Annotated in this window: 10 protein-coding genes; all 10 read left to right on the top strand. The window is 41.4% G+C overall.

The window, feature by feature from the left end:
• The first annotated feature begins 98 nt into the window (after positions 1–98).
• The 10 genes from CZ434_RS12285 to CZ434_RS12240 all read left to right on the top strand — a co-directional run bounded on the left by CZ434_RS12285 (position 99) and on the right by CZ434_RS12240 (position 14,221).
• Positions 99–1,172, top strand: coding sequence for a glycosyltransferase family 4 protein (locus CZ434_RS12285; protein WP_077623413.1), 1,074 nt, complete (start codon positions 99–101; stop codon positions 1,170–1,172).
• A gap of 275 nt (positions 1,173–1,447) precedes the next feature.
• Positions 1,448–2,791, top strand: coding sequence for a UDP-glucose dehydrogenase family protein (locus CZ434_RS12280; protein ID WP_077623412.1), 1,344 nt, complete (start codon positions 1,448–1,450; stop codon positions 2,789–2,791).
• 139 nt (positions 2,792–2,930) lie between these two features.
• A complete protein-coding gene (murJ, locus tag CZ434_RS12275) occupies positions 2,931–4,451 on the top strand; it encodes a murein biosynthesis integral membrane protein MurJ (protein ID WP_077623411.1) in 1,521 nt (506 codons plus the stop codon).
• Positions 4,448–5,335: a PIG-L deacetylase family protein gene (locus CZ434_RS12270; RefSeq protein WP_077623410.1), complete on the top strand. Its 888-nt coding sequence runs from the start codon at positions 4,448–4,450 to the stop codon at positions 5,333–5,335. Before murJ ends, CZ434_RS12270 begins: the two co-directional genes overlap by 4 nt.
• A gap of 25 nt (positions 5,336–5,360) precedes the next feature.
• Positions 5,361–6,815, top strand: a complete 1,455-nt coding sequence (locus tag CZ434_RS12265) for an O-antigen ligase family protein (RefSeq protein ID WP_077623409.1) — start codon at positions 5,361–5,363, stop codon at positions 6,813–6,815.
• A gap of 21 nt (positions 6,816–6,836) precedes the next feature.
• Positions 6,837–7,931 carry a glycosyltransferase gene (locus tag CZ434_RS12260; RefSeq protein ID WP_245830980.1) on the top strand — a complete coding sequence of 365 codons (1,095 nt, stop codon included), beginning with the start codon at positions 6,837–6,839 and terminating at the stop codon, positions 7,929–7,931.
• A gap of 10 nt (positions 7,932–7,941) precedes the next feature.
• Positions 7,942–8,412, top strand: a complete 471-nt coding sequence (gene pssD / locus CZ434_RS12255; RefSeq protein ID WP_077623408.1) for a PssD/Cps14F family polysaccharide biosynthesis glycosyltransferase — start codon at positions 7,942–7,944, stop codon at positions 8,410–8,412.
• Complete coding sequence (gene pssE / locus CZ434_RS12250; RefSeq protein ID WP_077623407.1) at positions 8,409–8,888, top strand: PssE/Cps14G family polysaccharide biosynthesis glycosyltransferase; 480 nt, start codon at positions 8,409–8,411, stop codon at positions 8,886–8,888. The genes pssD and pssE overlap by 4 nt, the downstream gene beginning before the upstream one ends.
• Positions 8,889–9,200: 312 nt before the next feature.
• Complete coding sequence (locus CZ434_RS12245; protein ID WP_077623406.1) at positions 9,201–10,250, top strand: glycosyltransferase family 4 protein; 1,050 nt, start codon at positions 9,201–9,203, stop codon at positions 10,248–10,250.
• 518 nt (positions 10,251–10,768) lie between these two features.
• Positions 10,769–14,221, top strand: coding sequence for a GW dipeptide domain-containing protein (locus tag CZ434_RS12240; RefSeq protein WP_077623405.1), 3,453 nt, complete (start codon positions 10,769–10,771; stop codon positions 14,219–14,221).
• The last annotated feature ends 6 nt before the right edge of the window (positions 14,222–14,227 follow it).

Below are 14,227 nucleotides of genomic sequence, written 5' to 3'. Positions count from 1 at the left end.
GGTTACCTTTATTGCCTCATATTAAGATGAATGAAAATATATGCTGCAGGGTAACACTTCAATTACACTTTCAAGCCTGAAAAGTAGGGATTAGTTATATGGTTAATATATCGGAATTGGTAATCGCATTTATGATTTCCTTCGTTGCGACATTGTTACTTGTCTATCCAATAAAGAAACTCGCTGTCAAAATCGGAGCAATGGACTTGCCGAACAACAGGAAGGTCCATCGTAAGCCGACACCGAGGCTGGGCGGACTAGCGATTTTTTTGGGAGTTTGTTTCGGATTGGTTTACTTGAATCCCATCCATTATCAAATGTTTGAGATATCGCTGGGTGCTATTATTATCGTTATTACAGGCATTCTTGATGATAAATATCAGCTCAAGCCTGTTTATAAATTGATCGGGCAGGGATTGTCTGCCGGAATACTCATTTATGCTGGGTTGATCATTGAAAGAATCAATATTCCTTTGGTCGGACTCGTGGAACTTCATAGCTGGAGTATCATCATCACATTGCTGTGGATAGTCGGCATCACAAATGCCATCAACCTTATCGATGGTCTCGATGGTTTAGCTTCTGGTGTGGCGACCATTGCGTTCATCAGCATACTGATAATGGCTCTGGCTGATTACAGAATCGTCGTTATTTACTTTTGCGTTGTGTTGATAGCAAGTAATATCGGCTTTCTCTTTCACAATTTTTATCCGGCGAAAATTTATATGGGAGATACAGGTTCCATGTTTCTTGGCTATTCAGTTGCGGTCATATCCATCCTCGGTTTGTTCAAGAACGTAACACTGTTTAGCTTCATTATCCCGGTAATCGTGCTGGCGGTTCCTATTTTCGATACCTTATTTGCAATTGTCCGGCGCCTGTATAATCGTGAAAATATCATGCTCCCTGATAAAAAGCACATCCATTATCAACTCCTGTCTGTAGGTTTCAGCCACCGGACGACCGTATTGATCATTTATGGCTTCAGCATTATATTCGGGACACTGGGCATCTTATTTTCAAACGCATCGCTCAGTTTTTCATTGATTATCTCCTTTATCATTTTGCTGCTGTTATTGTTGATTGCCGAAATAGGTGCCGTGGAAAAGAAACATAAACCTCTGATAAACAAGATGGAAAAACTGGCAAAAAGGATAAACGACGAAGGTTGAGAACGTAAAAGAATTTTACAAAATTTAATAAACAGAACGATGAAACTGTTCCCAGAGCAAATTTGCTTGGTGGAGCAGTTTTTCTTTTTGTAAATATTGTAAAAACCAAAAATCGACACACACGGCAGGGCTATTAACCATTACCATCCGATGCTAAGATATAGACGTAAAAAGGCATGAACAGCGACTTAAACCCATAAATATCAATTAAGTCTGCAGATGTCAGGTAGATGACATATCCGGAAGGACCTCAAGAACAAAGCGGGAGGTATTTGATGAAAATTGCGGTTATTGGCAGTGGATACGTAGGACTGGTAACAGGTGCTTGCTTAGCGGAAATAGGTCATCAAGTCACATGTTTGGATGTTGATCAAGAAAAGGTTGCTTTGTTGAAAAAAGGTAAATCACCAATCTACGAAAAAGGCCTGGAAGAATTGATGGAGACGAATCGGAAAGCGGGAAGGTTAGACTTCTCTGCAGATTATGCAGAAGGGCTGTTGGGGAAGAAAGTCATTTATGTAGCAGTAGGGACTCCTGAGCAGCCAGATGGCTCGGCTGATTTGTCATTCATAGAGGCAGTCTGCAACAGGATTGCTGAAACTGTAACAGAAGACACTATTATCGTAACCAAAAGTACGGTGCCCGTGGGGACAAACGAGTACATGAAAACCCTCATGGAAAGCCGGCTGCAGTCGCCTGTGTCGATATCTGTTGTTTCCAATCCTGAATTCCTGCGCCAAGGGACGGCGATCCACGATACTTTCCATGGCGACCGGATCGTAATCGGATCGAATGAAAGCCATGCTCTCGATATCTTGGAAAAAATCAATGAACCATTCGATATCCCGATTGTACGCACTGACCTGAGGAGTGCAGAAATGATCAAATATGCTTCAAATGCTTTTTTAGCAGCAAAAATAAGCTTTATCAATGAAATATCCCAACTATGCTCGAAGGTAGGAGCAGATATCGACAATGTCTCGATTGGCATCGGCATGGATTCACGGATCGGCGGGAAGTTTTTGAAAGCAGGAGTAGGATATGGGGGTTCTTGTTTCCCAAAGGACACGAATGCATTGATATCAGTCGGCAAGACACATGGTTGTTCCATGCATATGTTAGAAAGTGTGCAGTTGGTTAACAGAATGCAACGCCTGCATATCGTGCAAATGATCAAGGACCGGTTTGGAGATCTTTATAACCGAAAAGCGGCTGTTCTCGGCCTGACTTTTAAAGCTAATACGGATGATATGAGGGATGCTCCTTCCATTCAAATTATAGATGAATTGATTGCTGAAGGGGCACAAGTTGTGGCCTTTGATCCTATTGCTACTGAAAATGCCAGGAACTATTTGGCGAAAGAAGTATCTTTCACCGATACATTGGAAACAGCGTTAACAGATGCAGATTTCGCTTTGATTTTAACGGATTGGCAACAAATCAAGGATTACCCGTTAGCAGAGTATCAGAGGCTGTTGGAGCAACCTGTCATTTTTGATGGAAGAAACTGCTTGAGGTTGGAGGACATCAGCAGAAGCGGGATTGAATACCATTCGGTCGGGCGACAAGTAATGAATGCTTTCCATACAGAAAGAGACAAGAGCATTCACACGTTTTAACATGAGCTCGGCTATCAGACGTATAGACATAAATGGATAAGGAAAAACTTCACATTAACAGGTTGTGAAATCGGAAGTGGATATTGGAGAAGCTCGAATAAAGTGTAAATTAATGGCCGGATTTCACTGTGGGGGAACCATGAGCACAAAATTGGGATTTGCCAGTATTTTGTTTATATTGACAACTTTATTATTAAAATTATCCGGGTTATTAAGGGATATAGTCATAGCGTATTTCTTTGGAGACACTTACCAGGCAGATGCATTCTTGGCTGCATTCATTATTCCCAATATGCTGTTTTTGTTTATGAACAATGGAATGAAAAATGCATTTGTTCCCAGTTATGTCGAAGCAGATATCAATGGAAGGGGACATAACCATTTAGCGAATGTTTTGAAAGGCACGGCGATGGTGAGTATCTTGATAGCGGTGATAGGCGTCATTGTTTCTCCGTATCTGATCCCGTTGCTTTATGGGAATTTCAGCGAAGATGCAAAGGCAATCGCGGTAAAGGTTTCTGTCGTCTTAATGGCGGCACTGGTATTTGTTGGTGTGAATTCTGTATTGGAAGCCTATCTGGACGCAAAATCAAACTTTTCATTATCGGCTTTGTCCCAAGTCATCGTTGTTTTGACGACTATAGCTGGAGCGGTAATATTTGCTGATAAGATTGGACCTTTGTCTCTGGCGCTTGGCTATCTGCTTGGTGCTCTTATTTCTCTTTTTTACAAACTATTTCTATTGGTACCAAAACAAGTTTTCCATCTGAAGCAGAGTTGGAATATCGAGGAGACATATTCTTTTTATAAAGTATTCATTCCAGTGGCGATGACAGTAATGGTCGGGCAAATCAACTTGGCTGTTGACAATGTATTTGCCGGGAGATTTGAAGAGGGAACAGTCACCTATATCAATTACGCCAAAAACCTTGTCCATTTTCCCCAATCGATTTTTGCAGTCACACTGGCGACCATGATCTTTCCGATTTTATCAAAAGCCTATGTAAATAATGATACTCGCCAATTCAAAGCTGCGATTGGAAAAGGACTGCAGTTCATGTATTTTATTTTGCTGCCGTCTATTACGGGGATGTTCCTGCTCATGCCATACTTGATTTCTTTCATTTACGAACGCGGGGCATTTACCCATGAGGCAACAATTGCGACGAGTTACACCTCTTATTTTTATTTTGGTTCGGTATTGTTCTTCAGCTTGAGTACTGTGATAAATAAGGGGTTTTATACCTTGAAAAAAGGCCACCTGATTATGGGTATCGGAGCGGGTTCCATCTGTTTGAATTTGCTGTTCAACTATCTGTTTACCAATTGGATTGGGTATATAGGTATCCCTTTGGCCTCATCGATGGTCGCTTTCGTTTACCTGATTGCAGGGGCGGTCCTTTTCAATAAATTGGCTGGTGGGTTCGATTTTCGGATTCTTGGAGTGGAATTTACGAAAATCACCCTGTGCGGATTGGGAATGCTGGGTATATTGGCATTGCTCCTGCCGACGTTTTCGAGATTGCCGGACGCCGCCTGTATATTACTTGTCAGCATTTCCGGAGTTTGTATTTATTTGATTTTCACCTATATTGCAAGGGTCGAAACCGTTCGATTTATCCTAAAGGACTTACGGAAGAAAAGGGAGTATTCGAAATGAATGTAAAACACTTGTTGTTTCGGTTGTGCAAGCCGGTAATCACCCCGATCACCAGAGCGATATTAAGACGTCACTATCATGGCAGCCAGCCTGTGAAGAATATCGGTTCTGAACAAAATGTATTGATCATTGCCCCGCACATGGATGATGAGTCGATCGGATTGGGAGGTACGATCCGTTTACACGCAGAGAGTGGAAGCAAGATCCACTGCCTGTTTGTTACAGATGGTTCTCGAAGTGTTAGTGACTATACAGGTACCGAGTTATCGGCTGTCCGGAAAAAAGAGATGGAAAGAGTGAAACCGATATTGGGGATAACCTCTATCGAATATCTCGATTTTCCTGATGGCACACTAAAGGAGAATGCAAAGCAGCTGGCGGATCAACTAACAAAAGTCATCACCACATTTAACCCTGATATCATTTACTGTACTACTTACGTGGACGCCCATCCCGACCATGTCACATCAGCCGAACAACTGGCACGGGCTCTGGAACGACTACCGGATAAAAACCCGGTCCTCCGTCTTTACGAAATTAACTGTCCATTTCCGCCGGATAAGATAAACTGCATCATCGATATAAGCAGGACGATGAAAGATAAACGACTTGCAATCAGACAGTTCCGTTCCCAAGTGATAGCTTTTGATGGTTTTCTTGAGTTGAACAGGTTGAAAGCGAACTTAACTACGAAAAAAGTGGAGGCGGCAGAGGTTTTTCTGGAAATGACGAAACAGGAATTGATAGAAAACACGATGATAGCAGCGGAGAGACACTATAATTATCCCGGTTTGTTCAAACAAGCGAATCGTACGGTTACATTACTATGGGCCGTTTTTAAAAACCTGAGGCTTAAGAAAAAGATTTACCAAAGCCAACTTTAACTTTAGCGGAAGGAGCATATGGATTATGTCAGTAAAGATAAACCAGATATCTTTCGTTCCAATAGCTATGTTGTTATTAGCAGCGGGCATGTTGATAGGAAATAAATGGGTCGGTCTGGCCGTTATCCTCTCATTTGTCGTATATACTTTCCTGAATGAAAAGAACGGCCTGATCTTATTGTTCGTTTACTTTCCGATTCGCCCATTTATTATTGAATTCAATCCGATCCTGAAGCTGGTTGGAGATGCTGTCATATTGGTCTTGTTATTGAAAACGATCTATACATATAGAAAACAATGGCGTTCCCTTCTTCATTTTGAATGGTTCGAACTAGCATTCTTCGCATTTTGTTTTATTGGTGCGGTATCCGCTCTTTTGTCAGGGGTGTCATTGACCGCATTGGTTCTGCAACTTCGTGCCTTTCTTCTCTTTTATCTTGTCTATTACATTGTAAAAAGGATGGATATCACCAGGGCAGATATCGCACGTTTTCTGTGGGCGACCCTGATTACAGCACTGCTGATTTGCGTTCACGGTCTTATTGAAAAACTTTCCCTCCGCGGCTTGCTTTTGCCGGAAACCTGGGAAAATATGCCGCTATCGTCCATAAACCGCATTCGGATTTACGGGATGATCGGTAATCCAAATCTGCTGGCATATTATCTGTCGTTTGTATTCATTTTGACTATCTATTTAAGAAAATCTATCCAAGGAAAAGCAGTCTGGTTCATCAATATTTCACTTGTTTTGATTATGGGTGTATGGTTTTTGACCTATTCAAGAGGGACATGGCTTGCGTTTGCCATCGGGTTCATTATTTATCTGATACTCACCAAAAACTGGCAGGCCTTTAAAATATCGGTCACCACCATTTTCACGGGAATTATTCTGATCGGAATCCCGGTGAACACACTGGCTGGAGCAATCGAGAACACAGATTTCGGCTCTGCACAGCGAGAGGTCCAAAAACAGTTCGACCAAAGAGATGGTGGCTTATCTGACAGGATGCGGGAGACGTTCAATGAGGAGGCGGTAGAGGGGAGTAAACGTGCCGGCAGACTGTATATTGTCGAGAAAGGCTTCACTATCTTCCAAGATAACCCGGTGATCGGCACAGGGTTTGCAACATTTGGCGATTCGGCCACATTAAATGCCGGCTCTCCGATTTATGAAGACTATGGAATAGATAGAGAGTTTTATTCAGACAATCAATATATCCAGATTATCGTACAGACAGGCAGCTTTGGTGTCATCGTGTTTGCGGTCTTTTTGTTACATATGCTGTTTATGCTCTGGAATCGAAGGCAGACGCAAATGACCGCTGTAATGATCGCTGTATTGTTGGGTTCATATGCTGCCGGTCTCGTTTATAACATCTGGGAAAATGACACCTTCACCTTATTCTACTTTGCTATATTGGCCTATGTTTTCAATGCGACAAAAAATAGGCAGGATCAAAATCCGTCGTTCGTTACCTAGTAGTAAAAGGGGGGATAACCATTGCCTGAATCTCGACGCGTGCTTATTTTAAGTACTATGTATCCAGGTAGAAAGAACAAGACATTCGGTATCTTTGTTGAAAACCAAGTTGAAGCATTGAGGGAGCGAGGATGGAAGACAGATGTAGCGGCAATACGGAATCCGCGTAATGACAAAGTGCATTTACTGAAAAAATATCTCATCTGGTTTCTCCAGATTGCTTATATTTTGATGAGGAAAGGGAGAAACTATTCTATTATACACGCCCATTACATCTTTCCGAGCGGCTGGTTCGGCCTCTTGTTCAAACGGTTGTTTAGAGCCAAGTTGATTGTCACTTCCCATGGCGGCGATTTAGACAAAATGGCTAAAAAAGGCTCCTTCTTCGTTAAGCGGACAAAACTAGTCCTTGACCAGGCAGATCACGTAATTGCTGTGGGAGAAAAACTTAAACAGGAAATTGTCTTGAAATTCTCCATTCCGGAAGAAAAGGTGACCGTACTAAACATGGGGGTAAACCGCCATATTTTTCACCCACAGCCGAAAACGGAAGCAAAGGAGATGTTGGGCATCTCTCCCGACAAGAAAGTGATCTTATATGTCGGAAATATTATCAAAGCAAAGGGATTGAAGGAACTTGTAGAGGCATACAGGCGATTGGCGCTTACCCGCAGCGACCTTGAACTGCATATGATCGGTGCTGTCAAAGAGCCTGAATTCTATCGAGACTTGAAAAAGAAAGTACAAACCGGAAACATAAAGAATATTATATTCCATCAAGCAAAGGGGCAGACGGAAATTGCCCGATGGATGGCCGCGGCGGAAGTTTTTGTCCTGCCTTCCCATATGGAAGGGTTTGGTTTGGTGGCTTTGGAAGCCATGTCATGCCATACACCAGTGGTGGGCAGCAGAACAGGCGGCCTGGAATACTTGCTTGAAGACGGTGCAGGTATTTTAGTAGAACCACAAAATGATACATCATTACAGCAAGGATTAGAACAAGTCCTCGACAATACACAATTACAAGAGCAATTGAAAGCACAGGGAGAGAGAAAGGCGCAAGACAATGATCAGTACCGTTTGTTAGATCAACTTATTTCAATCTATCAGAGATAGGAGAGTATCAATGGAACAAAAAAAACTTCTTCTCATTTCATCAATCGGTGGCCACTTGACCCAGTTGCTTCAATTAGAAAGTCTGTTTAAAAACTACCAATACCATATTGTGACCGAGAAGTCGGAAATCAGTAAACAGCTCATGGAGAAATACCCCGTTTCTCTGCTTATGTACGGGGCCAGGAATTACCCGGTCCGTTATGTGTATAAATTTTCTTATAATACGATAAAATCGCTGCTTATATTCCTTAAACACAGGCCTGATGTCATTATAACAACAGGGGCCCATACAGCGGTGCCGATGTGTTATCTGGCAAAATTATTCGGAAAGAAGATTGTGTTTATCGAGAGTTTTGCCAAATCAACCAGCCCGACATTGTCAGGCAGGATGATTTATCCGATTTCCGACCTGTTTATCGTTCAGTGGGAATCGATGAAAGAAATCTATCCTAATGCGGTGTATGGGGGGTCTATCTATTGATACTCGTTGTTCTGGGAACCCATGAGCTCCCGTTTTACAGATTGGTGCGTGAAGTGGACCGGTTGAAAAGAGATGGATTCATTAAAGAAGAGGTCATTGTCCAAAATGGGCATACCAAATTTACCAGCGATGTACTTACTTTTAAAAAATTTGTCACTTATGAAGAAATGGAACAGTTATACGACCAAGCCAGAATCGTCATTACCCATGCCGGGACCGGTTCGGTAATTACTGGTCTACGCAAAGGAAAAGCGGTTATTGCCGCCCCCCGGTTGCAAAAGTACGGTGAACACAATGATGACCACCAGTTGCAGCTTGTCGACGCTTTTGTTTCTCAAGGCCATATCCTGGCATGGAACGACGGAGACAGCCTGGAGCCGGTAATCATCCAAGCGGAAAAGTTCACACCGAAGCCCTTTCGATCAGGGCGTGAGCGGATGCAGCAGATTCTGACTGATTTTATTGACCATGCATGAGTTCTGATGTTTAGGATGCCCGGATGGTGGGAACCTGATTGTCGGAGCCATGCAATTTTTCTTTTCGGCTCAAATGATTTGTAGATGATGGATTAGTCATGATATCTACCGGATATTCGATAGTTCGCTTCGGGCTTGGATTACGTGAAGATTTGTAAATTTTCTACAATATCAGCTGTAATTTAACAAGTTTTATGCTATATTTACTAAAGCAAAAGAAACTGCAAGACTTCTGAAACTTTTAGCAATACAAAACGTCAAATAAATAGAGAAAATATTGCACCAAAGTTATGGAGAGCCAGGAGGAACAAGATGAACTATATTGCATTGCTGGTATGCCTGCTTATATCGCTTGCGATTACCCCGTTGGTAAAGCGTTTTGCCATATGGGTAGGAGCGGTAGATCAGCCGAATTACCGAAAAATTCATAGCAGAGTAATGCCGCGCCTTGGTGGCCTGGCTATATTCATCAGTTTTATGGTTGGCTTCGTTATTTTTGATCCTGTCAGCGAATATTATTGGCCGATCCTGATCGGTGCATTGTTAATTACAGCAACAGGTATCTTGGATGATTTATTTGAACTATCTGCTAAGATCAAGTTTAGCGTACAGTTGATTGCCGCGGGTATAGTCGTATTCAATGACGTGCAAATAAATTTTATCAACCTGCCATTCGGTGAGACGCTGGATTTCGGTTATTTCAGCATCCCGATAACTATTTTATGGATAGTCGGCATCACCAATGCCATCAACTTGATCGATGGCTTGGACGGACTTGCTGCAGGAGTTTCTTCCATAGCATTGATCACCATCTCCGGCTTGGCGATTTCCCTGGGGGATACGTTCGTTGCACTGATGGGCTTGATGTTATTAGGAAGCACGGTCGGTTTTCTTTTTTACAACTTCCATCCTGCCAAGATATTCATGGGCGATACCGGTGCTCTGTTTTTAGGATATATGATCGGTGTATTCTCTGTATTAGGATTTAAAAACGTCACTTTATTTTCTTTGATAGTTCCGATCATTATTCTCGGTGTACCGATACTTGATACGTTCTTTGCTATAGTAAGAAGATTCATCCAGCATAAACCGTTGTCTTCACCGGACAAATTGCATTTGCATCATTGTTTGTTGAAGTTAGGTTTCGGACACAGACAAACGGTCATTTTGATTTATGCGATGAGTGGACTGTTCAGCATTGCAGCTATAATATTTACGAAATCTACTGTATGGGGTTCAACCATCACGTTGATTTCCCTCGCTATCCTGGTGGAAATCGTGGTAGAAATGACCGGATTGATCAGTGAGAATTATAGACCTATCTTGCGGATAATAGAAGGATCGAGATCAAAGAAATACTAGATTACTAAAGCGGGCTTATTCAATAACAGAATAAGCCCGCTTTTGTGTTACAAAAAATCAGGTTATGTACTAAAAAAAGACAATACCTTACTATTTTTTGAAAAAATAGTAAAATACTATCTTAACATTCGACAAAAAATCAGGCATAATGGACAATGTATGACAAATAAATAATTTGTATCATGCTACAGGAGGGATGACTAAAAGATATATAAAGTGGAAGTGAGGACATTGATGTTCTTTTAACTATTTGGAACAGCTGAATTATGGCGATAACAAATGCAGATTGTATTGCATCATAGTGATGATGGTAACACACTAAATTATGAGAGCCGAAACTTCTTACTGAATGTGTTATTCATCAACAATTTTTGTCCTATTTAGTAACTACCCTATATGAAAACTATATAAACCTCCAATTTGGATTTATAGGTTGAGAAGTCTATCAGACTCTTCTGGAAGACTAGTGAAATGTTGCTGGTTAGTTACATAGGACAAGCAACAAATGGAGGTTATATATGAGAAAACTAGCTTTTGTATTAATAGGTTTGTTACTTTTTCAGGTTATTGCTCCCTATCAATTCGTTGCGGCAGCAAGTAATAGTACACAGGTAAATGAAGAAACGAATACTGAACAGGCACCGGAGAAAGAGACTGCTGTTACAGAGGAAACGACCAAAGAAACACAAGTGGAACAAAACTCTACTGATAAAGCGGAAAAAGATTCTCCAGTAGAAGAAGAAACTCCAACTCAAGACCCCTCTGAAACAACGAGTGAAAATGAGTCTTCTCAACAAGGTGATTCAGACGAAGTCGTAGAACAAAATGATTCAAAAACGGAAGAATCATCAACGCAAGATGGAGAAGAACAAGACAGCAATACTCCAAAAAGCGATGACACCACAGAAAATACTGAAAAAGAAGAAACGGATTTAACGGAAGAAAAAGAAGAAGAGAATGAACACAGTGTAGAGCAGACTGATGAGCAACAAGCAGAAGATGACAGTAAGCAAGTTGTTGATCAGGAAAGGAAGGCTCTTACTGAGGAAGAACAGAAAATTACTGAGAATTCTTCCGAGGAACCTTCTGAAGAATTAGAAGAGGAAGCAGATAAAGAAGAGAAAGAAGAAGCCGTTTTTAAAAGCTCTTCTGTCGAAACACCTCAAGAGAGCTCAACTAGCAGGCTTGGCCATCTTCATGGAGATGCGGTCATCTACTCTGATTTAACCAATCTCTCCGCTTCTGTTCCGGCTGAAGGCAAATATACAAACGCAGTTTACTATATTAAGAGACAAGCTGAATTAAATGGCAAAACATACTATCTAATCAGCACTAAACCAAGCAGTACCAATGGTGTTGTCGGCTGGGTTCTAGCGTCTGACATGAACACTTATAGTCACCGTACGCTTGATCATCAATCCAAAACATTCTATATAAAAGGTACAGGCAGTGCTTACAGTAAAACATGGGGCGGTTCTAAAGATTTAGTCTATGGAGATTTAACCGGCTATAAAGGCCAAACTTTTAAAGTGGATCTTACAGAGACTGTCGGAGGAAACGTATGGTATAGAGGAACATTAGATGGTAGAACAGTCTGGCTCCATTCCGCTTATGTAACCAATGTACAGGAGGCGGAAGAAAGTTCTACAAGTAGATTGGGCCATTTACGTGGAGATGCTGTAATTTACAGTGACTTATCTGATTTGTCCTCCTACGAATCTGCTGCTGGTGTTTATACAAGTGCTGTGTACTATATAAAGAAACAGGCAATAATGAATGACCAAACATATTATCTGATTAGTACAAAGCCAAGTAGTGTTAGAGGTGTCATTGGCTGGGTGAAAGCAAAGGACATGGTCACACATACACATAAATCAGTGGACCACGAATCCAAAACGTTTTATGTTAAGGGAACAGGCAGTGCATATAGTAAGGCATGGGGAGGCCCAAAAGATTTAGTTTATGGAGACCTTTCTGAATACAAAGACCAAGTATTTAAAGTCAATTTGACTGAAAGCGTCGGAGAAAACATTTGGTACCGCGGAACACTTGATGGAGAAACAGTCTGGCTCCATTCCGCTTATGTATCAAATATAAATGAAAGTTCAACAAGCAGGTTAGGTCATTTAGAAGATAGTGCCGTGATTTTCACCAACCTTGGTGATTTGTCATCATCGATGTCTGCTGGAGCCAAGTATGCTAATTCTGTTTATTATATCAAAAAACAGGCTGAATTAAATGGCCAGACATACTATCTCATTAGCACTAAACCAAGCAGTACTAATGGTGTTGTCGGCTGGGTAAAAGCAGAGGATATGGAATCTTACAGTCATAAAACAATTGATAGTAACTCTAAGACCTTTTATCTGAGAGGGACAGGCGCTGCATACGATAAAACATGGGGAGACACGAATGATATTCTATTTAGCGATCTTTCCTCTTACAAGAATCAAGAATTTAGTGTTAATTTGACTGAATCTGTTGGCGAAGATGTCTGGTACCGTGGCAATCTAAACGGTAAAACAGTTTGGGTGCATGCTTCTCACGTAACCAACGTGAGAGAAACTGCTACGAGCAGGCTCGGACACTTCCGTGGAGATGCAGTAATTTACCCAGACCTCGGGGACCTATCGTCATCAATACCAGCATCAGATACTTACACTAATGCAGTTTATTATATTAAAAGACAGGCACAGCTAGATGGTAAGACATACTACTTAGTGAGCACAAAGCCAAGTAGTGTGAATGGAGTTGTGGGGTGGACAGAAGCGGGCGACATGGTGACATACAGCCATACAACTGCTGATAGCAAGTCAAAAACGTTCTATATTAAAGGGACAGGCAGTGCATACAGTAAAGCGTGGGGCGGAGCAAAAGATCTGGTTTACAGAGATCTCTCTTCCTTTAGCAATCAGCTTTTCAGTGTTAACTTAACAGAAAAAGTCGGAAACAATACATGGTACAGAGGTACTTTGAACGGCAAAACACTGTGGCTGCATGAAGCGTACTTGCTGAATGAGCCTGCGCAATCTTATTCCACTTATAACTTATCGCTGGCAGAGGCATTAGCAATCCAAATGGAAGCCTCGACAAAGCCGCAAACCGATAACGAGTACGATAGTTATGTATCAAAGAACTATATTAAAGATGGCAAAGTTACAGCCGAAACTTTAAACGTCCGTGGTGGTCCTGGTACTAATTACTGGATTGTCGGTCAAATAAAAGAAGGAACCAGTGTTGACATTGTCAAAGAGTTGAATGGATGGTATCAAATCAAGTACACGGAAAAACACCAGTGGGTAAATGCAAGCCCTACAGATACACTATATTATCTGGATCCTAATAACTTCATCAATGACAGCAGACAGCAATATCAATTCTTGGATTTATCAAAATCCAATGTTGCATCTGCAGGGGTATTAAACAATTACCTTCAAGGTAAGGGCGTCCTGGATGGCAAGGGTTCCGTGTTCTTGGAAGCTGGTAGTGAAAATGGCATAAGTGAAGTGTACCTCGTCTCCCACTCGCTATTAGAGACAGGGCATGGAACATCAGATTTAGCAACTGGAGTACCGGTGGATAAGAATGGGAATGTCACATTTGTTGGTTCAGAGCCAGGTAAAACATCCGCAACTGTTACAACTGTTTATAATATGTATGGAATTGAAGCATTTGATGGGTGTGCATTAACTTGTGGAGCTAAGAAAGCCTTTAATGAAGGTTGGGATACACCTGAAAAAGCAATTAAAGGCGGGGCAAGTTTCATTAAGGATAAGTATATTGGCAACGGTAAAAATACAATCTATAAAATGAGGTGGAATCCGCTTCATATGGAAACTTACGGTTATGCAGGCGGCCAGTATGCAACAGATATCGGATGGGCTTCAAAACAAATCTATTCGATGTACAATTTATATCAACAGCTTGATTCATATGTATTGTATTTAGATATTCCGGTTTACCAAGATTAACGAGAA

This window comes from Sediminibacillus massiliensis (assembly GCF_900156915.1).
GTDB classification, from domain to species: Bacteria; Bacillota; Bacilli; order Bacillales; family Amphibacillaceae; genus Sediminibacillus_A; species Sediminibacillus_A massiliensis.
This window is presented reverse-complemented; position numbering and strand designations above follow the sequence as displayed.